Source organism: Pseudogemmobacter bohemicus, assembly GCF_003290025.1.
Classification (GTDB): Bacteria; Pseudomonadota; Alphaproteobacteria; order Rhodobacterales; family Rhodobacteraceae; genus Pseudogemmobacter; species Pseudogemmobacter bohemicus.
The window spans coordinates 289,787-310,069 of the sequence record NZ_QNHG01000002.1 but is presented as its reverse complement, the minus strand read 5'-3'; the positions used below and the strand labels follow the sequence as shown (position 1 = coordinate 310,069).

Annotated in this window: 17 protein-coding genes; 6 read left to right on the top strand and 11 right to left on the bottom strand. The window is 61.5% G+C overall.

Going from position 1 to position 20,283, the window contains the following annotated elements; all coding sequences use genetic code 11:
* Positions 1–144 precede the first annotated feature (144 nt).
* On the top strand, positions 145–573 hold the full coding sequence (locus tag DRF71_RS09460) for an Hpt domain-containing protein (protein WP_157971011.1): 429 nt from the start codon (positions 145–147) through the stop codon (positions 571–573).
* Here DRF71_RS09460 and ilvA read toward each other — a convergent pair.
* Entirely contained in the window at positions 566–1,813 is a 1,248-nt protein-coding gene (gene ilvA, locus DRF71_RS09455; RefSeq protein ID WP_112310334.1) for a threonine ammonia-lyase IlvA, read from the bottom strand. The two genes, DRF71_RS09460 and ilvA, sit on opposite strands and share 8 nt — an antisense overlap.
* A 119-nt stretch (positions 1,814–1,932) precedes the next feature.
* Between ilvA and DRF71_RS09450 the strand changes: the two genes are divergently transcribed.
* Positions 1,933–3,165: an argininosuccinate synthase gene (locus DRF71_RS09450; protein WP_112310333.1), complete on the top strand. Its 1,233-nt coding sequence runs from the start codon at positions 1,933–1,935 to the stop codon at positions 3,163–3,165.
* Here the strand turns inward: DRF71_RS09450 and DRF71_RS09445 are convergent.
* Positions 3,162–4,088 carry a hypothetical protein gene (locus DRF71_RS09445; protein ID WP_112310332.1) on the bottom strand — a complete coding sequence of 309 codons (927 nt, stop codon included), beginning with the start codon at positions 4,086–4,088 and terminating at the stop codon, positions 3,162–3,164. The two genes, DRF71_RS09450 and DRF71_RS09445, sit on opposite strands and share 4 nt — an antisense overlap.
* On the bottom strand, positions 4,088–6,343 hold the full coding sequence (locus DRF71_RS09440) for an NADP-dependent malic enzyme (protein ID WP_112310331.1): 2,256 nt from the start codon (positions 6,341–6,343) through the stop codon (positions 4,088–4,090). Before DRF71_RS09440 ends, DRF71_RS09445 begins: the two co-directional genes overlap by 1 nt.
* Positions 6,344–6,473: 130 nt before the next feature.
* Here DRF71_RS09440 and mutS point away from each other — a divergent pair, with 130 nt between their 5' ends.
* A complete protein-coding gene (gene mutS / locus DRF71_RS09435) occupies positions 6,474–9,101 on the top strand; it encodes a DNA mismatch repair protein MutS (protein ID WP_112310330.1) in 2,628 nt (875 codons plus the stop codon).
* Positions 9,102–9,167: 66 nt separating this feature from the next.
* Here the strand turns inward: mutS and DRF71_RS09430 are convergent, their stop codons facing one another.
* Positions 9,168–9,707, bottom strand: a complete 540-nt coding sequence (locus tag DRF71_RS09430; RefSeq protein ID WP_112310329.1) for a nucleotide exchange factor GrpE — start codon at positions 9,705–9,707, stop codon at positions 9,168–9,170.
* 41 nt (positions 9,708–9,748) lie between these two features.
* Positions 9,749–10,819 (bottom strand): heat-inducible transcriptional repressor HrcA, encoded by a 1,071-nt coding sequence (gene hrcA, locus DRF71_RS09425; protein WP_112310328.1) that lies wholly within the window; start codon positions 10,817–10,819, stop codon positions 9,749–9,751.
* 160 nt (positions 10,820–10,979) lie between these two features.
* Here hrcA and rph point away from each other — a divergent pair, with 160 nt between their 5' ends.
* Genes rph through hemW form a run of 3 tightly spaced genes read left to right on the top strand, consistent with a single transcriptional unit; the run spans position 10,980 to position 13,473 of the window.
* Complete coding sequence (rph, locus tag DRF71_RS09420; protein WP_112310327.1) at positions 10,980–11,696, top strand: ribonuclease PH; 717 nt, start codon at positions 10,980–10,982, stop codon at positions 11,694–11,696.
* Positions 11,693–12,304 (top strand): non-canonical purine NTP pyrophosphatase, encoded by a 612-nt coding sequence (locus tag DRF71_RS09415; protein ID WP_112310326.1) that lies wholly within the window; start codon positions 11,693–11,695, stop codon positions 12,302–12,304. The genes rph and DRF71_RS09415 overlap by 4 nt, the downstream gene beginning before the upstream one ends.
* Positions 12,292–13,473 carry a radical SAM family heme chaperone HemW gene (gene hemW, locus DRF71_RS09410; RefSeq protein ID WP_232831416.1) on the top strand — a complete coding sequence of 394 codons (1,182 nt, stop codon included), beginning with the start codon at positions 12,292–12,294 and terminating at the stop codon, positions 13,471–13,473. Before DRF71_RS09415 ends, hemW begins: the two co-directional genes overlap by 13 nt.
* Here hemW and DRF71_RS09405 read toward each other — a convergent pair whose 3' ends face one another.
* From DRF71_RS09405 to rho, 6 genes are read right to left on the bottom strand one after another with little or no spacing between them, the layout of a single operon-like run.
* Positions 13,474–14,361 (bottom strand): ParB/RepB/Spo0J family partition protein, encoded by an 888-nt coding sequence (locus DRF71_RS09405; protein WP_112310324.1) that lies wholly within the window; start codon positions 14,359–14,361, stop codon positions 13,474–13,476.
* Positions 14,362–14,383: 22 nt separating this feature from the next.
* Complete coding sequence (locus DRF71_RS09400) at positions 14,384–15,169, bottom strand: ParA family protein (protein ID WP_112310323.1); 786 nt, start codon at positions 15,167–15,169, stop codon at positions 14,384–14,386.
* Positions 15,170–15,173: 4 nt separating this feature from the next.
* A complete protein-coding gene (locus DRF71_RS09395) occupies positions 15,174–15,809 on the bottom strand; it encodes a 16S rRNA (guanine(527)-N(7))-methyltransferase RsmG (protein ID WP_112310322.1) in 636 nt (211 codons plus the stop codon).
* A 3-nt stretch (positions 15,810–15,812) separates the two neighbouring features.
* Positions 15,813–17,678: a tRNA uridine-5-carboxymethylaminomethyl(34) synthesis enzyme MnmG gene (gene mnmG / locus DRF71_RS09390; protein ID WP_198672128.1), complete on the bottom strand. Its 1,866-nt coding sequence runs from the start codon at positions 17,676–17,678 to the stop codon at positions 15,813–15,815.
* Between the two features lie 11 nt (positions 17,679–17,689).
* Positions 17,690–18,970, bottom strand: coding sequence for a tRNA uridine-5-carboxymethylaminomethyl(34) synthesis GTPase MnmE (gene mnmE, locus DRF71_RS09385; RefSeq protein WP_112310320.1), 1,281 nt, complete (start codon positions 18,968–18,970; stop codon positions 17,690–17,692).
* Between the two features lie 35 nt (positions 18,971–19,005).
* The gene (gene rho / locus DRF71_RS09380; protein ID WP_112311237.1) at positions 19,006–20,274 is read right to left on the bottom strand and encodes a transcription termination factor Rho; all 1,269 of its coding nucleotides are present in this window, start codon (positions 20,272–20,274) and stop codon (positions 19,006–19,008) included.
* Between the last annotated feature and the right edge of the window lie 9 nt (positions 20,275–20,283).

Genomic DNA, 20,283 nt, shown 5'->3' with positions numbered 1-20,283 from the left:
CCCGCAGTTTTCACCCCTGCGGGTTAATCCGGGATGAAGATGAAACCGGAAAAAATGCGCGGCCACTTACCTCCTGTTAAGGCTGGCCCGTGCAGGATGGCCAAAGCCGCGCCCTCAGCGACTCTGTCCCGAAAGGAAATAGCCATGGCCCTGATCGCCCCAGCGGCAGATCCCGCCTCTTCACTGCGGGTCACGCCCTCTTGCCAGAGCAGTTGCGACCCGGCACCGGATTTCGACCGGTTGATCGACCTCGCCCGCCTGCAAGAGCTGATGGAAGAAATCGGCGGCGAGGATCTCGCCTCGATCACCGATCTGTTCCTCGATGAGACCGATACCGTCATCAGCCGGATCGTCAATGCCGGGGCTGGGCCGCAAATGGCCGAGGATCTGCATTTTCTGAAGGGCTGCGCGCTCAATCTCGGCCTCGCGGCGCTGGCCGGCATCTGCCACGATGCCGAGCGCTGCAATGCCTGTGGCCGTATCACACCGCTGAATCCGGTGATCTTCCTCGCGGTCTATGACGCCTCGAAACTCGCCTTGCGCGCCGCGCTGGATGAAGAGGCGGTCAGATAAGGAATTCGGCCAGTGCCTCATCGTCGGTGATGTCGCGATAGGCAAAGCCTGCCTCGTCCATCCGCGCGGTAAAAGCATCAAAGCCGCCCCGCTCTTTCGTCTCGATCCCGATCAGGATAGAGCCGAAATTCCGCGCCGATTTCTTCATATATTCGAACCGGGTCACGTCATCATCCGGGCCGAGCATCGAAAGAAACTCCCGCAGGGCGCCAGGCCGCTGCGGCATACGCAGGATGAAATATTTCTTCAGCCCGGCATAGCGCTGCGCGCGTTCCTTGACCTCTGGCAGGCGCTCAAAATCGAAATTGCTGCCCGAAGTCACGCAAACCACCGTCTTGCCACGGATCTGATCGGCCAGTTCCGGCAGCACATCAATCGACAGCGCGCCGGCGGGTTCCAGCACGATCCCCTCGACATTCAGCATTTCCAGCATTGTGATGCAGACCCGGTCCTCCGGCGCCAGCAGCACCTGATCGGCCCGGACATGTTTCAGCCGCTCCCAGGTCATCTGACCCAGTTTCGCCACCGCCGCCCCATCGACAAAACTGTTCACCTTTGCCAGCTTTTGCGGCCCGCCATGGCGCACGGCCTCGGCAAGACAGGCGCCGCCCAGCGGCTCGACAAAGCGGAATTCGGTCTGGGCCGAGGCCTCATGCAGGTAAGAGGTCACCCCCGCCGCCAGCCCGCCACCGCCCACCGGCAGCACGACGAGATCCGGCATCCGGCCCAGCTGCTCCAGCAGTTCGACGCCGACACTGGCCTGACCCTCGATCACATCCGCATCGTCAAACGGCGCCAGGAAATAAGCGCCGCGCTCAAGGCAAAAGGCCTGGGCCGCCGCCAGCGTCTGGTCGAAATAGTCGCCGGTCAGCACGATCTCGACATTCGGGCCGCCAAAAACCCTGGTCTTGTCGATCTTTTGCTGCGGTGTCGTCACCGGCATGAAGATGATGCCCTTCACTCCGAAATGCCGGCAGGCGAAAGCCACCCCCTGGGCGTGGTTCCCCGCACTGGCACAGACGAAATTCTGCTGATCCGGCTGCGTCGCCCGCACCTTGCGCATCGCGTTGAAGGCGCCGCGCAGTTTGTAGCTGCGCACCGGCGTCAGATCCTCGCGTTTCAGCCAGATATCGGCCCCGTAACGCGACGACAGATGTTCGTTGCGCAGCAAAGGCGTTTCGGGGAACAGCTGGCGCAACTCACGCGTGGCGGCTTCGGCGGCTTGGGCAAAATCGGTCATGGCAGAAGCCCTGGCGCAAAGTTGCGATTTTCGCAATAGCCCGGCACCATCCGGCCGCGCTTCGCTTGCTCTTCGGGGGGTTTGGCGATAATCGCCTGCGAAACCTACGGAGCCCTTCCATGAAAAAGCCGCAGAAAGTCGTGCTTGCCTATTCGGGCGGCCTCGACACCTCGATCATCCTCAAATGGCTGCAAACCGAATATGGCTGTGAGGTGGTGACCTTTACCGCCGATCTCGGTCAGGGCGAAGAGCTGGAACCGGCGCGCCAGAAGGCGCTGCTGCTGGGGATCAAAGAAGAGAACATCCATATCGTGGATGTGCGCGAGGAGTTTGTCCGCGATTTCGTCTTCCCGATGTTCCGCGCCAATGCGGTCTATGAGGGGCTCTATCTGCTGGGCACCTCGATCGCCCGGCCGCTGATCGCGAAACACCTCGTTGAGATCGCCCAGACCACCGGCGCCGATGCAGTGGCGCATGGCGCGACCGGCAAGGGCAATGACCAGGTGCGGTTCGAACTTGGCGTGGCCGCACTGGATCCGTCGATCCGCGTGATCGCACCCTGGCGGGAATGGGATCTGTCGTCGCGCACCAGACTTCTGGAATTCGCCGAGGCGAACCAGATCCCGGTTGCGAAGAACAAGCGCGGCGAGGCGCCCTTCTCGGTTGACGCGAACCTGCTGCACACCTCGTCCGAGGGCACCGTACTGGAGAACCCGGCCGAAGAGGCGCCCGATTACGTCGCCTCGCGTATCGTGGCTGTCGAAGACGCGCCGAATACGCCGGAATTCATCGAGATCACCTTTGAAAAGGGTGATGCCGTCTCGCTGAATGGCGAGGCACTGTCGCCCGCGACCATGCTGACCCGGTTGAATGAGCTGGGCGGCAAGCATGGCATCGGTCTGCTGGATTTCGTCGAGAACCGCTTTGTCGGCATGAAATCGCGCGGCGTCTACGAGACCCCCGGCGGCACCATCCTGCTGGAAGCCCATCGCGGCATCGAGCAGATCACGCTGGATTCGGGCGCGGGCCATCTGAAAGACTCGATCATGCCCCGCTATGCCGAGCTGATCTATAACGGCTTCTGGTTCTCGCCCGAGCGTGAGGCGCTCCAGGCCCTGATCGACAAGACCCAGGAACATGTCTCGGGCACCGTGAAGCTGAAGCTTTACAAAGGTGTCGCGCGCACCGTCGCCCGCTGGTCGGATCACACGCTGTATTCTGAGAAGCACGTCACCTTCGAGGAAGATGCCGGTGCCTATGATCAGAAAGACGCGGCGGGCTTTATCCGTCTGAACGCGCTGCGCCTGCGCCTGATCGCCACCCGCAACGCCCGCGTGGCGAAAAAGGCCTAATACACCCCTTGCAGGGCGGGACCGGACAGGCCCCGCTCTGCCTTCAGCGCCTCGGTCGCGAAGCGCAGCACAAGGCCGATCTCTTCGCTCGTCTGACGCAGATCCTCCATCATTCGCTTCCGCCCGGCGAAAAGCCCGCTCGCGCGGAATAAGTTCCGCCTGTAGCTGAGCGAGACCCAGAGCCGCTGATCGCGCAGCAAAGCCGCAACGAGAAAGGCGCGCCTGTCGAAAATCTCGGGGCCGAGTTCCACAATCCGGCGCAGAAACGCGCGTCTTGCCCCCTCACGCTCCTGCCCGATGGCCCAGAGACCATACTCCGCCCGCAGATGATCATGGCTTTCGCGCAATGTCATTCCACCAGTGCTGATCCCCTCACCCTTGCCCTGCCCCTGCGCCACATGATGCTTGTCAGCCACCAGGAGCGGCGGGGACGGCTCGGACAGGCTCAGATCGATCACCAACCCTCTGAAAACCGTCGTCGAGGCATTGGTCGGTGAAATCTCTTTCAGCCTTGCGGCCTGCATCTCGGCAAAGCGCAGAGCATGGCCGGCCCACTCACCCGCGAAAACATCGTCGATTTCACGCAGATGGCCCTGCTGCGGCAAGACCTGGTCCGGGATATCCGCGATGAATTCAGGATCTTTCTTTTTATGTGCCAGCCCAAAGGCCGAGGCGACGGCAGGCAGCAAGGCAGCCTCACGCTTCAGCCGCAGCCAGTGGCTGGCGCTGCCGATAAAGGTGATGAACAGGACCACCACCACCGGCACGCCGATGCTGAACCTGGTCAGTTCTTCGGTCAGCAACCAGATCAGCGTCCAGCCACCAGCGGCAAGCCCGGCGATCCAGACCCAGACCTTGCGCTGAAGGCGCCGCAATTCGGGCAGCGCCTCGGCCAGGGCGGCTGAGAGATCGGGCTCCGCCATCAGCCGACCTTGCACGCCGCCATGACCGCCATATTCAGGATGTCATTGACGGTGGCCGAGGTCGAACAGATCTGGATCGGTTTGTTCACCCCCGACAGGATCGGGCCGATCACGGTGGCGCCGGCCATTTCCTGCATCAGCTTGACCGAGATCGAGGCCGAATGCCGGGCCGGCACAACGAGGATATTCGCCGGCGCGGTCAGGCGGCAGAACGGGTAATGCGCCATCTGATCGGGGTTCAGCGCCACATCGACGGTCATCTCGCCATCATATTCGAAATCGACGCCCCGTTTATCCAGTACCGAAACCGCGCGATGCATCTTGGTCGCGCGTTCGGACACCGGATAGCCAAAGGTCGAGAAGCTGACGAAAGCCACGCGCGGATCAACCCCCATCGAGCGTGCCACGCCGGCGGCCCGCGTCGCGATGGTCGCCAGATCCTCCTCATCAGGCCATTCATGCACCAGCGTATCGGTGATGAAAACGATCCGCCCTTTATGCAGCAGCGCCGTCACCCCCACCGCGCCATCAACCGCCTTGGCGTCAAAGACATTGTTGATCAGGGAAAGGACATGCGCCGATTTCCGGGTCGCGCCGGTGACCAGCCCGTCACCATGGCCATGCGCCAGCATCAGAGACGCAAAGACATGCCGGTCGCGCGCGGCAATCCGGTGAATATCCTGGCGGTCATGGCCCTGACGTTGCAGGCGTTTGTAAAGAAAGTCCTTATACTGATCGAGATGGCGCGAATTGGCGGCATTCACCACCTCCAGCTCGCGCACCGCATCGGCAAGGCCAGCGGCTTCCAGCTTTTCCTTCACATCGCTTTCGCGACCTATCACCAGCGATTTCCCCAAGCCCGAGCGCTGCCAGGCCACCGCCGCGCGCAACACACGCGGGTCATCCCCTTCGGCAAAGATCATCCGCGCCTGGGCCTGCCGCGCCCGCGCGTGCAAGCCCTGGAGGATCGAGGCCGTCGGATCCATCCGTGCCTTGAGATTCGCCTCATAGGATTTCATGTCGATGATCGGGCGCCGCGCGACACCGGTATCCATCCCGGCCTTGGCCACGGCGGGCGGGATCACATAGATCAGACGCGGATCGAAGGGCGTCGGGATGATGTAATCGCGCCCGAAGGACAGCTTGCGCCCGTAAGCCATCGCAACCTCATCGGGCACATCTTCGCGGGCGAGTTTGGCCAGTGCCTGGGCACAGGCGATCTTCATCTCGTCATTGATCGCGCGGGCATGAATATCCAGCGCACCGCGGAACAGATAGGGGAAGCCCAGCACGTTATTGACCTGGTTCGGATAATCCGAGCGCCCGGTTGCCACGATCGCATCTGCACGGACCGCATGGGCCTCCTCCGGCGTGATCTCGGGATCCGGGTTGGCCATCGCGAAAATCACCGGATTTTCGGCCATCGAGGCCACCATCTCCGGCGTCACCGCGCCCTTGGCCGAAACGCCGAGGAACACATCCGCGCCGATCATCGCCTCATCAAGACTACGGGCATCGGTCTTCACCGCATGGGCTGATTTCCACTGGTTCATACCCTCGGTACGGCCCTGGTAAATCACGCCCTTGGTATCGCACATGATGCAATTCTCATGCCGCGCGCCCATGCTTTTCAGCAGTTCCAGACAGGCGATCCCGGCGGCCCCTGCCCCGTTCAGCACGATCTTCACATCCTGGATCTTCTTGCCCGAAATCTCCAGCGCGTTGATCAGCCCCGCCGCGCAGATCACCGCCGTGCCGTGCTGGTCGTCATGGAAGACCGGGATATCGCAGATCTCTTTCAGCCGCTGCTCGATGATAAAGCATTCCGGCGCCTTGATGTCTTCCAGATTGATGCCGCCAAAGGTCGGCGACATCAGCTTGACCGCCTTGATGATCTCATCGGCGTCTTCGGTATCCAGTTCGATATCAATCGCATTCACATCGGCGAAGCGTTTGAAGAGAACCGCCTTCCCCTCCATCACCGGCTTTGACGCCAGCGCACCGAGGTTGCCCATCCCCAGAATGGCCGTCCCGTTCGAAACAACGGCGACCATATTCCCCTTCACCGTATAATCATAAGCCGTCTCGGGCCGATCCGCGATGGCCTGAACCGGCACCGCAACACCCGGGCTGTAAGCCAGCGACAGATCACGCTGCGTCGCCATCGGTTTCGAGGCGGTGATCTCATATTTCCCCGGGCGCGGTTCGAAATGATAGGCAAGCGCTTCTTCCGGCGTGGTTCTGGAGCGGGTCATCGGGGGGGCCATGTTGCGAATTAAAGTTACCCTGCACATGCCCTGCCGCGCATGAAATGAAAAGCCCGGATGATGGCCTTTTCGTCACGCCTTCGTTTTTGTAGGGTCGGCACGGAAGCCCGGGGGAACCATGTCAGACGAAACCGTCACGCCGATGATGGCGCAATATCTGGAAATCAAAGCGCAAAATCCGGGTGCTTTGCTGTTCTATCGGATGGGCGATTTCTACGAGATGTTCTTTGACGACGCGCTGGCGGCGTCTGAGGCGCTGGATATCGCTCTGACGAAACGCGGCTTCCACAAGGGCGAGCCGATTGCCATGTGTGGCGTCCCCTATCACGCCGCCGAGGGCTATCTGCTGACGCTGATCCGCAAGGGCTTTCGCGTCGCCATTGCCGAGCAGCTGGAAGACCCGGCCGAAGCGAAGAAGCGCGGCTCGAAATCGGTGGTGAAACGCGATGTGGTGCGGCTGGTAACGCCCGGCACCCTGACCGAGGATTCTCTGCTTGAGGCGCGACGTCACAATTACCTCGCTGCCTTTGTGGCACTGCGCGATGAGGGCGCGCTGGCCTGGTGCGACATCTCCACCGGCGAGTTCCGGGTGATGCCCTGCCCACTGCCGCGGCTTGGCCCTGAACTGGCACGGCTTTCACCGCGAGAGCTGCTGGTTCCGGATGAAGATTCGCGCGAAATCGCCGGCCTGGTGACGGATTCCGGTGCCGCGCTGACCCCGCTGGCCCGGGCCAGTTTCGATTCCACCGGCGCAGAAAAGCGGCTCTGCGCGCTCTGGCAGGTCGGATCTCTGGAAGGCTTCGGCAGTTTTTCCCGTGCCGAGATCGCCGCGATGGGCGGCCTCGTGGACTATCTCGACCTGACGCAACGGGGGCGTCTGCCGCTTTTGCGACCGCCGGTCAAGGAACTGCCTGGCGGCACGATGCAGATCGACGCCTCGACCCGGCGCAATCTGGAAATCACCCAAAGCCTGTCGGGCGGCCGCGAGGGCTCGTTGCTTTCCGCCATCGACCGCACCGTCACCGCCCCCGGCGCACGGCTGATGGAGCGCAGGCTTTCCTCGCCCTCCCGCGATCTGGAGGTGATCCGCGCCCGCCATGATGCGCTGCGCCACCTGCTGGACCAAAGCCGCCTGCGTGAGGATCTGCGTGAGGATCTGCGCCGCGTCCCCGATATGGACCGCGCCTTGTCGCGGCTTGCGCTGGATCGCGGCGGGCCGCGCGACCTTGCCGCCATCCGCGCCGGGCTGACCCAGGCAACCGGTCTTGTCGGAAAGCTGGAGGACGCACCCGCCCTGCTGAAAATCGCCGCCCGCGCCCTGAGCGGTCATGACACCCTTGTCGGCCTTCTTGAAGAGGCGCTGGTCGCCGAACCGCCGCTGCTGGCCCGCGATGGCGGTTTCATCGCGACCGGATTCGACCGGGAACTGGATGAGACCCGCCAGCTGCGCGATGAAGGCCGGGGTGTGATCGCCGCTATGCAGGCGCAATACTCTGAGCATGCCGGCGTTCCGGCGCTGAAGATCAGGCACAACAACGTGCTGGGCTATTTCATCGAGGTCACCACGACCCATGAAGACAAGCTCCGCGCCCATCCTGACCTCTTTATTCATCGCCAGACCACGGCGGGTCAGGTGCGTTTTACCACCGTGGCGCTCTCGGATCTTGAAACACGGATTCTGAATTCGTCGAACCACGCGCTGGAGCTGGAAAAGCGTCACTATGAAGGCCTGAAGCGTGCAATTCTCGACCAGGCCGGACCGATTGGAGCCGCCGCGCGCGCATTGGCTGAAATCGACCTTTGCGCCGCCTTTGCCGATCTCAGCGCCGAGGGGGACTGGGTCGAACCGATCATCGACAACAGCCGCGCCTTCCTGATCACCGCTGGCCGCCACCCGGTGGTCGAACGCGCCCTGCGCCGCCAGGGCGGCCAGAGCTTCGTCGCCAATGACTGCGACCTGACCACCGGCAATTCCCCGGCGATCTGGCTGCTGACCGGCCCCAATATGGCGGGTAAATCGACCTTCCTGCGCCAGAATGCGCTGATCGCACTCATGGCCCAGGCCGGCAGTTTCGTCCCCGCCCGGGCCGCCCATATCGGCCTCGTGAGCCAGCTTTTCAGCCGCGTCGGTGCCTCGGACGATCTGGCGCGCGGGCGATCAACCTTCATGGTCGAGATGGTGGAAACGGCCGCCATCCTGAACCAGGCCGATGACCGCGCCCTCGTCATCCTGGACGAAATCGGCCGCGGCACTGCTACCTGGGACGGGCTCTCCATCGCCTGGGCCACGCTGGAACATCTGCACGAAGTCAATCGCTGCCGCGCCCTCTTCGCGACCCATTACCACGAGATGACCCAGCTCTCAGCGAAACTCGATGGAGTCGAGAACGCCACCGTGACGGTCCGCGAATGGGAAGGCGAGGTGATCTTCCTACACGAAGTCAAACGCGGCGCCGCTGATCGCAGCTATGGCGTCCAGGTCGCCCGCCTCGCCGGCCTTCCCGCCTCGGTCATCGAACGCGCAAAAACCGTGCTCGAAGCGCTGGAACAGGGCGACCGCCAGGGCAGCAAACAAGCCGCCCTGATCGACGACCTCCCCCTCTTCCGCGCGGCGCCGCCACCCGCCCCGGCACGGACCACAAAAGAGAGCGAAATTGAGGCCCGCCTGAAAGAGATAAGCCCCGACCAGCTTACGCCGATCGGGGCCCTCAATCTTGTCTACGAACTCAAAGCCCTGATGAGCTGACTTCCTCTTGACTGAAATACTCTGGGGGTGTGGGGGCAAGGCCCCCACCACGCGCCAGGCCGAAAATCAACCCGGCGTCGAGGAAACCCCGACCTGCGCCGGCCGCAGCAAGCGATCATGCAGCAGGAAACCTTCGGTCATCACCTGGATGATCTGCCCCGCTTTCGTCCCCGGCACCGGCGCCTCGAACATTGCCTCATGCATCTGCGGATCGAACATATCGCCCAGAGCCGGGGTCACCGCCTTGACGCCATGCTTGTCCATCACCTTGGACAATTCGCGCAGCGTCAGCTCCACGCCTTCGATCAGCGCGCTTGACGCGGCGCGGCTTTCTTCCGGAATCGCCGCCAGCGCCCGGTTCAGGTTGTCATAGACCGGCAAAAGATCGCGGGCGAGCCGGGTGCCGCCATATTGCTCCGCCTCACGCCGGTCACGATCCGCCCGTTTGCGCGAATTCTCGGCATCGGCCAGTGCGCGCATGAATTTGTCACGGAACTCGTCGCGCTCCAGCCGAAGCGCTTCCAGGTCATCAAGCGTGATTTCCTCGAATTCCGGCAAATCGGCCCCGTCACCATTGTCCTGGGCGGCGTTGTCTTCCTGCGCCATAACCACTCCTCAATTCCTTCGGGTCGAAACCCGTTTCCACCTCAGCCGCGCCCGCGATCAGAAACCATCCGACCGACAAGCTGCGCCGTGTAATCCACAATCGGCACCACCCGCCCATAGTTCAGCCGGGTCGGCCCGATCACGCCAACGGCACCGATAATCTTTCGCTCGGCGTTCATATAGGGGGAAACGACCAGACTTGAACCCGAAAGTGAAAAGAGTTTGTTTTCGGAGCCGATGAAGATGCGCACTCCGTCGCCCTCATCCGCCAGTTCCAGAAATTCCGCGATATCGCGCTTGCGTTCCAGATCGTCGAACAGGCTGCGGATGCGGTCGACATCCTCCGAGCCTGCCGTATCCAGCAGGTTTGCCCGCCCCCGCACGATCAGCCGCTCCGAGGCAAGACCGGCATTCTCCCAGACCGCCAGCCCGCTTTCCACCAGCTCGCGCGCCAGCACATCGACCTCCTGCCTGCGCGTGGTGATCTCGGCGCGGATATGATGCCGCAGATCCGAGAGCGTCCGCCCCTCGGCCATGGCGTTGAGGAAATTCGCCGCCTCGCGCATCGAGGAAGGGGTCTGCCCAGGCGGGGGCTGGAACAACCGGTTCTCGACCTGACCATCGGCAAAGACCAACACCACCAGCGCCCGATCCGCCGCGAGCGAGACAAATTCGATATGCCGGATTGGCGCGGATTCGTGCTTCGGCGTCATCACGATGCTGGCACCGCCGGTCAGGAAGGACAGCGCCGCCGAAACATGATCCAGCGCGGCGCCGACATCCTGCTCTTCCCGGCTGAGTGTCGCGTCTATCCGCGCCCGATCCGCCTGGTCGACCATGCCGATCTCAAGGAACCCGTCCACAAACAGCCGCAGCCCCTGTTGCGTCGGCACCCGGCCGGCCGAAACATGTGGACTGTCCAAGAGGCCAAGATATTCCAGATCCTGCATGACATTGCGGATCGTCGCCGCCGAAATCTGTTCACTCAGGCTGCGGGTAAGCGTGCGTGATCCAACCGGCTCGCCGGTTTCCAGATACCCTTCGACCACGCGCCGGAACACTTCGCGCGACCTGTCACTCATTTGCGCCAGCAGCTCTTTTCTGTCCGCCATTACATCCCGGCCCGTCTTTCTTTTGAATTAAGAACCAATAGCGCCCGCCGTCAATCCGCCTGCCCCCGATTGCCGCCGGTGATGCGGGCTGCCGGCGATCAGGGTTGCATCCGGGGGCCGGCCGCGCATATCTGACCGCGAATCTTTGAAAGGATCCGTCATGCGCCCCTCGGGAAGAGAACTCGACCAGCTCCGCTCGGTTTCGATTGAAACCGGAGTATCCCTTCACGCTGAAGGCTCCTGCCTGATCCGAATGGGCAATACGCATGTGCTTTGCACCGCCTCCATCGAAGACAAGCCGCCGCCCTTCCTGCGGAATTCCGGCATGGGCTGGGTGACGGCGGAATATGGCATGCTGCCGCGCTCGACCCATACCCGCTCGCGCCGGGAGGCCGCTTCGGGCAAGCAATCCGGCAGAACACAAGAGATTCAACGCCTTATCGGTCGCAGCCTGCGCGCGGTGGTGGATCGTCAGGCGCTTGGCGAACGGCAGATCACGGTGGATTGCGATGTGATCCAGGCCGATGGCGGCACGCGCTGCGCCTCGATCACGGGCGGCTGGGTGGCGCTTCGGCTGGCAATGAACAAACTGATGCAGAAAGGTCTCGTGACCAGCGATCCTCTGCTTGACCATGTCGCGGCGATCTCCTGCGGCATTTATGCGGGACAGAGCGTGCTGGATCTCGATTATGACGAGGATTCCGCCGCCGGCACCGATGGCAATTTCGTGATCACCGGCAAGGGCAAGCTGGTTGAGGTTCAGGCCTCTGCCGAAGGTGCGCCTTTTGCGGTCGAAGACCTGACCACGCTGCTTGGCCTTGGCCTGAAAGGCACTGCGATCCTGGTCGAAGCCCAGAAGAGGGCCATCGGTGCATGACACGTAAATTCACCGGCGACCGGCTTGTGATCGCGAGCCATAACAAGGGCAAGCTGGAGGAGTTCAGCACCTTGTTGGCGCCTCTGGGTGTGACCTGCATTTCCGCCGGTGAATTCGGTCTTGGTGAACCCGCCGAGACCGAAACAAGCTTTGTCGGCAATGGGCGCATCAAGGCCCATTTTGCGGCGAAGGCAACCGGCCTGCCTGCGCTGGCCGATGATTCCGGCCTGACCGTCGATGCTCTGGATGGCGCGCCCGGCGTCTATACTGCCGACTGGGCGGAAACACCCAATGGCCGCGATTTCGGCATGGCAATGGAAAAGACCTGGGCGCTGCTGGAGGAGAAGCAAGCCCCGCTGCCTCGTCTGGCGCAGTTCCGTTGTACCCTGGTACTTGCCTGGCCGGATGGGCGTGACGAATATGTCGAGGGCAGCTGTCCAGGACAGTTGATCTGGCCAAGGCGCGGCATCGAAGGTCATGGTTACGACCCTATGTTCCAGCCCGACGGCCATTCGCAAACCTTCGGTGAGATGTCGGCTGCGACCAAGAATGCGATCAGCCATCGGGCGCGGGCCGTCGCCGCGATGATGGAAAAGTGTTTCACGTGAAACAGGAGCCGGCAGAGGACTGGCATGAGGGAGGCTTCTCCCTCTATATCCACTGGCCCTTCTGCAAGGCAAAATGCCCCTATTGCGATTTCAACAGCCATGTTCGCAATGCCATAGATCAGGCAGAATGGAAGGCGGCCTATCTTCAGGAGCTGGATCGGGCCGCAGAGGAAACTGGCGGCCGCATTCTGCGTTCGGTCTTCTTTGGCGGCGGTACGCCATCATTGATGGACCCGGACACGGTAGGCGCGATCCTTGACCGCGTGTCGCGCCATTGGCGGATGACAAATGACTTCGAGGTCACCCTTGAGGCGAACCCCACCTCGGTCGAAGCCTCACGCTTTTCGGGCTACCGCAGCGCAGGCGTGAACAGGGTTTCGCTGGGCCTCCAGGCGCTGAACGACCATGATCTGCGACGGCTTGGCCGCCAGCACAGCGCCAGCGAAGGGCTGGCCGCGCTTGATCTGGCGCGCAGCCTGTTTGACCGCACCTCCTGTGATCTGATCTATGCCCGCCAGGATCAGGACCTTGCCTCCTGGGGCGGTGAGCTGCGGCATGTTCTTGCCCGCGGTCCAGATCATATCTCCCTCTACCAGCTGACGGTGGAAGAGGGCACGGTCTTCGCCAGACTATACGATGCCGGAAAGCTGCGCGGGCTGCCAGACGAAGACCTGGCGGCGGATATGTATGACCTGACCACTGCGCTCTGCGCCGATGCCGGGCTAATGGGCTATGAAGTGTCCAACTACGCCCTTCCGGGCTCAGAATCCCGACACAATCTGACCTATTGGCGGATGGGCGACTATCTTGGCATCGGTCCCGGCGCCCATGGGCGGCTCACCCTCGCCGGTCGGCGCCATGCCACCCTTTGCCACAAATCACCCGAGCTCTGGCTGGAATCGCTGCGCAAGACCGGCCGCGGCGAGGTTCCACGTGAAACAATTTCACCTCAGGATCAGGCGCTGGAATATCTGATGATGTCCCTGCGTCTGACAGAGGGCCTGTCCATGCCACGCTATACACGGATGCTTGGTCGCTCATTGAACATGGGCAAAATCAACGATCTGCAACAGAATGACTTTATCAGACTGGCCGGAGACCAACTGGCCGCGACTGAAACAGGGCGGCTTTTGCTGAACCGGCTGATTCTCGAACTGTCCGAAGCCTGATCAGTCGCGGGCGAGGCCAGAAGGGCCCGAGGACAACAGTTGGCAAAGCAGATCCAGCTCTTCCAGATCGCGATAGGAAATCACCAGATTTCCGCCTTGCCCCTTATGCTCAATGCGGACGCTCATACCCAGCTGCGCCGAGAGATCACCCTCCAGCGCCCGCGTATCGGCGTCCTTGCTGCTCTCACGCGGGCTATTCCGCTCCAGCGCAGCTGCCTTCGCCGGCTCCTGAGCGTCGCGAACCAGCTTTTCGGTCTCCCGCACCGACAAACCGCGCGCTACCACCGTCTGAGCCAGCCGTAGCGGCTCCGGCGCATTGATCAGCGCCCGTGCATGGCCCGCAGAAATCGCGCCCTCACGCACCATCTTCTGCACGTCATCCGGCAGATTCAGCAGCCGCAGCAGGTTTGCGACATGACTGCGACTTTTCGACAGCGCCTCAGCAACCTTTTCCTGCGTATGGCCAAAACGGTCGATCAGCTGCCGCAGACCCAGTGCCTCTTCAATCGCGTTCAGATCCTCGCGCTGGATATTCTCGATGATCGCGATTTCCAGCACTTCGGTATCGTCGAGCTCCCGGATAACCACCGGGACTTCGTGCAGCTGGGCAATCTGCGCCGCGCGCCAACGCCGTTCACCGGCGACGATCTCGTAAATATCCCCTCTGGGACGCACCACCAGCGGCTGGATCACACCCTTTTGCCGCAGCGAATCGGCCAGCGCTTCAAGGGCCGCCTGGTCAAAATCCTTGCGCGGCTGATCCGGATTGGGCTGCAACTTGACCACAGGCAGCTTTGTATCCGCCCGGCGCGGCCCTTCGCTTTCGGGACGCAAATTCACATCCGACATCAATGCCGAAAGACCACGCCCAAGCCCTTTGCGTTCCATGCTCTGCCTCTTCTTCTAGTTCTCAGGACCGCAGTTTCGCGGCGATTTCTTCGGCAAGCGCGCGATAAGCCTCGGCCCCGCGCGACGCCGGATCATATTCCGTCACCGGCTTGGCATAAGACGGGGCCTCGGAAAGCCGCACATTGCGCGGAATAATGGTGCGGAACACCATATCACCAAGGTTTTCGCGTGCGTCATTCTCGACCTGCTGCGCCAGATTGTTGCGCCCATCATACATGGTCAGGACCACACCCTCGATTCGCAGATCCGGATTGGCAGAGCGCCGCACGTCCCGCACCGTCAGCAAAAGCTGCGACAGTCCCTCCAGCGCGAAAAACTCCGCCTGGAGCGGCACCAGCACCGAGTTTGCCGCCACCAGCGCATTCACCGTCAGCAAAGACAGCGAGGGCGGACAGTCAATCAGCACCACATCAAAGCCCATCGCCTCGATTTCGGGGTGCCGCAGCGCATCATGCAGCAGAAAACTGCGTTTTTCATTGGCCACAAGGTCAATGTCGGCCGATGCAAGGTCGGAATTTGCCGGGCTGATCCACAGATTCTTAACCGACGTCGCCTGAATAATAGACTCCGGTGCTCCGTCAGAGAGAATCAGGTCGTAAGTGGTCAGTTTTCGGTCATTGGTGGCAACGCCAAGGCCGGTCGAGGCATTGCCCTGCGGGTCCAGATCGACCAGCAGAATCCTGAGCCCCCGTTCAGCCAGCGAAGCCGACAGATTGATCGCGGTCGTGGTCTTGCCAACGCCGCCTTTCTGGTTGGCAACAGCAATGACATGGGCCGGAAAGGGCATGGCGTCAGTCTTGGGAATCGCGGCTGGCACGGCGCACTGTCCTCAGTTTCAGGGTGGCTGATCCTTTATGCCCCGGATCGTCTGCCGCCTCCAGATCGAAGGACCAGTTTTTCTGTGCCGCAGCAACCTCGTCAGCCCAGCTTTCCCCTTTCGGGAAAAGACAGGTTGTATCGGGCGAGCCATGGCGCTCGACAATCGCACAAAGCATATCCAAGGGGGCCAGCGCCCTGGCTGACACAACATCTGCCCCAAGCGGCGCAATTGCCTCGGCCCGCTCGGCCCTTACATCAACAGAAAGCGCCATCTGACGCGCCGCTTCCCGCAAGAATGTTGCCTTGCGCTGATCCGATTCTACCAGGGTTACCCGGGTCGAAACTCCGCGATCCTGAAGCAAAGCTGCCACAACGATCCCGGGAAATCCGCCACCCGAACCAAAATCCGCCCAGAGCCGGGGCTGACCCGGCGCCAGCAGAAAGATCCGTGCCGAATCTTCGATATGCCGCGACCAGATCTCGCCGGTTGTCGAACGGGCAATCAGGTTTATCCGCTGTGTCCATTTCTGTGTCAAAGCCTCAAAAAGACGAAGCTTTTCAATGTATTCCGGGCTGGTGCCCAGCTGTAACCAGAGATCCCTGTCCAAGCGTCACCCAGCCAGTCTGCCGGCTGCGCCCTTTCGCAGCGATGCGATCAACAGCATGATCGCAGCCGGGGTCATGCCCTCGATCTGGCGCGCATGCTGAATGGTCTCCGGCCGCTTGCGCTGCAATTTTCCCGTCAGCTCTGCGGATAGCCCCGAGAGAGCAGCATAGTCGAAATCGGCTGGAATCTTCATTGCCTCGTGGCGACGAAGCTCCTCTGCGGCAGCGGCCTGGCGGTCGGAATATTGCGAGTAAAGCGCCTCGATCTCAGCCTGCAAACGCGCAGGTTCCGGATGTGCCGCAAGCCCGGGCACAAGACCATCCAACACCGACCTGTCATAATCAGGCATAGCCATCAGATCCCAGGCCGAGCGCCGAGCGCCATCCTTGCTGACGGTGATTCCCACCGCTGAGAGCGCTTTCGGGGTGAATTTGGCGCCTGTCAGCAGATCGGTAACCGCCGCCAATGCCTCCATCTTCTCACCAAAGGCCCGCGCCCGCGCCTCGCGAACCGAGCCAATCTCCAGCCCTTTCGGCGTCAGACGCTGATCGGCGTTATCCGCCCGCAAGCTGAGCCGATATTCGGCGCGGGACGTGAACATACGATAAGGTTCAGTCACCCCACGGGTGATCAGATCGTCGATCATCACGCCGATATAGCTGTCGCTGCGCGAAAAATTCACCGATTCCCTGCCCTTCGACGCCCGGGCCGCGTTAAGGCCGGCAACCATGCCCTGGGCCGCAGCCTCCTCATATCCTGTGGTTCCATTGATCTGACCCGCAAGATACAGCCCTTCCAGCGCCTTGACCTCAAGCGACGATTTCAACCCGCGCGGGTCGAGATAGTCATATTCAATCGCATAGCCGGGTTGCAGAATGGCGGCATTCTCAAGTCCGACCATGGTGCGGACATAGGCCTCCTGCACATCTGCGGGCAGCGAGGTCGAAATGCCGTTCGGATAGACGGTGTGATCGTCGAGGCCTTCCGGCTCCAGAAAGACCTGATGGCTGTCTTTATCGGCGAAGCGCACCACCTTATCCTCGATCGAGGGGCAATAGCGCGGACCGACACCGTCGATATGGCCGCCATACATCGCCGAACGGCCAAGATTGTCGCGGATAATCTGATGCGTGGCCCCGGATGTATGGGTGATCCCGCAGGAAATTTGCCTGGCAATCGGCATCTTGTTCATAAAGGACAGCAGAACCGGGTCGTCATCGGCCGGCTGCATCTCCAGCCTTGCCCAGTCAATCGTCCGGCCGTCGAGCCTGGGCGGAGTGCCAGTCTTAAGCCGCCCCGTCTCGAGCCCCAGATCACGGATCTGCTGCGCCAGAGCAACCGAGGCCTTGTCACCCACACGCCCGCCCGAATGGCTTTTGTCACCAATATGGATCAGACCATTCAGAAAGGTTCCGGTCGTCAGTACAACAGCTGAAGCAAGCAATTCGGACCCGTCCGCCAGCCGCAGCCCAATCACGCATGCCTTGTCGATAATGAGACCGGCGGCCTCTCCTTCTACGATCTGCAACTGCGGCTCAGCCGACAGCAACTCCTGCACGGCCTGGCGGTATAGCTTGCGGTCGGCCTGGGTCCGTGGCCCCTGCACCGCAGGGCCTTTGCGCCGGTTCAGAAGTCGGTACTGGATTCCCGCCATATCCCCGGCGCGGCCCATAATCCCGTCCATCGCATCGATTTCGCGGACAAGATGCCCTTTACCAAGGCCGCCAATCGCAGGATTGCAGGACATGACCCCAATCGTATCCGCCCGCATTGTCACCAGCGCTGTCCGGGCACCTATCCGCGCCGCGGCAGCAGCCGCCTCGGCACCCGCATGACCACCCCCAACCACAAGGACATCAAAATGTTTCACGTGAAACACCCTCACTTTCCGATACAGAAGCTGGAGAAGATTTCACCCAGCAACTCTTCGACATCGACGCGGCCAACCAGACTATCCAGCGAGCGCAAAACCTGACGCAGCTCTTCTGCCACGATTTCGGGCAAAAAACCATGGTTCAGCATGTTCAGGACATTGCCAATCGTCCGACTACCCTGCTGCAGCGCGCTGCGATGCCTTTCGCGCACCATGATACCGGCTCCGGCAACTTTTTCCGAGAGCCGCGCGGTAATCTCGCGCAAAAGCGAATCAACACCTTCGCCGGTCAGACCGGACACAGCAAGACCAGGGCCGTCCGCACCAAGATCAGCCTTGCCGTTCAGGGTGATATCACCATCCCGTATCGCGATACCCTGATCGACAACCCCCAGGAACAACCGCAAATCCGCCGCTTCGGCGCGTTGCACCGCCCTGCGAATCCCCTCGCGTTCGACCGGATCCTCGCTTTCGCGCAGCCCGGCAGTGTCCAGCAAGGTCACCGCAAGGCCAGAAAGATCCATCCTGACCTCGATCACATCCCTGGTCGTGCCGGCGATTTCCGAGGTGATCGCAGCCTCCCGCCCCGCCAACCGGTTCAAAAGCGTCGATTTCCCTGCATTGGGCGGACCAATGATCGCCACCTCAAAGCCTTCGCGAATCCGCTCTGCGGCTGAAACGGACGCAGCCTCTTGCTGCAACTGCCCGGCAAGCGTTGTCAGGATCTCCCGCACCTCTGGCGTCACATCAACCGGCACATCCTCATCAGCGAAATCAATCGTCGCCTCGATCAGCGCGGCAGCACGGATCAGCTGGGAACGCCATTGATCAACCTTTTTCCCAATCCCACCCGAGAGCACACGCAGCGCCTGCTTCCGTTGCGATTCGGTCTCGGCATCAATAAGATCCGCGAGGCCCTCTACCTGAGTCAGATCCAGCATCCCGTTATCCAGCGCGCGCCGGGTGAATTCACCGGGCTCCGCCATGCGCGCCAGCCCGGTTTCGCCGATTGCCCGCAGCACCGCATTGACCACAGCCAGACCGCCATGGATCTGGAACTCAACCACCTCTTCGCCGGTAAAGCTGGCCTCGGCCAGAAAGCCCAATACCAGTCCTTGATCCAGATGCTCACCTTGCCACATGATGTTGCGCAAACTGGCAAGGCGCGGCTTTAGAGCCGCGCCTGTCAGAAGCCTGCTTATGGCAAAGGATTCCGGTCCGGAAACCCTGATAACCGCGACGCCGGCTCTGCCGCGGGCTGTCGCGCTGGCATAGATCGTATCGGCCATCGCAACCCCGCTGGCGCCTTATCAGCTACCGATCATCAGGTATTCATCGAATCGAAGAACTCGGAATTCGACTTGGTCTGTTTCAGCTTGCCGATCAGGAATTCGATGGCATCGGTGGTGCCCATCGGGTTCAGGATGCGGCGCAGCACATAGGTCTTTTGCAGATCGGATTTATCGACCAGCAGATCCTCTTTCCGGGTGCCGGATTTGAGAATATCCATCGCCGGGAAGACACGCTTATCGGCCACTTTGCGATCCAGAACCAGTTCCGAGTTGCCGGTGCCTTTGAACTCTTCAAAGATCACCTCGTCCATCCGCGAGCCGGTATCAATCAGGGCCGTCGCGATGATGGTCAGCGAACCACCCTCTTCGATATTCCGCGCCGCGCCGAAGAAGCGCTTCGGGCGTTGCAGCGCATTCGCATCGACACCACCGGTCAGAACCTTGCCCGAGCTCGGCACCACCGTATTGAAGGCGCGGCCCAGACGGGTGATCGAATCAAGCAAGATCACCACATCGCGTTTATGCTCGACCAGCCGCTTGGCTTTCTCGATCACCATCTCGGCAACAGCGACGTGCCGCGTCGCGGGCTCGTCAAAGGTCGAGGACACAACCTCCCCCTTCACCGAACGCTGCATATCGGTAACTTCTTCCGGGCGCTCGTCGATCAAAAGCACGATCAGATAGCATTCCGGGTGGTTCGCCGCGACCGAGCGCGCGATGTTTTGCAACAGAACCGTCTTACCTGTGCGCGGCGGGGCCACGATCAGGGCACGCTGGCCTTTGCCGATCGGCGCCACCAGGTCGATGATCCGGGCCGAACGGTCCTTGATCGTCGGATCCTCGATTTCCATCTTCAGCCGCTCTTCGGGATAAAGCGGCGTCAGGTTGTCGAAATGCACCTTGTGCTTCGCGCGCTCGGGATCGTCGAAATTGATCCGGGTCGATTTCACCAGGCTGAAATAACGCTCATTCTCCGAGGGCGCCTTGATCACGCCTTCGATGGAATCGCCGGTGCGCAGGCTGAACTGACGGATCATCTCGGACGAGACATAGATATCATCGGGGCCGGGCAGGTAATTGGCCTCGGGCGAGCGCAGAAAGCCGAACCCGTCCTGCAACACCTCAAGCACACCGTCGCCGCCGATTTCCCAGCCTTCCTCGGCATGTTCCTTGAGGATCTGGAACATCATCTCGCCCTTGCGCATCGAGGGCGCATTCTCGATCTCCCACTCCTCGGCCATGGCGAGAAGGTCGGCCGGGGTCTTGGCCTTGAGATCGGAAAGGTTAAGGCGTTCTGTCATCATAATCCT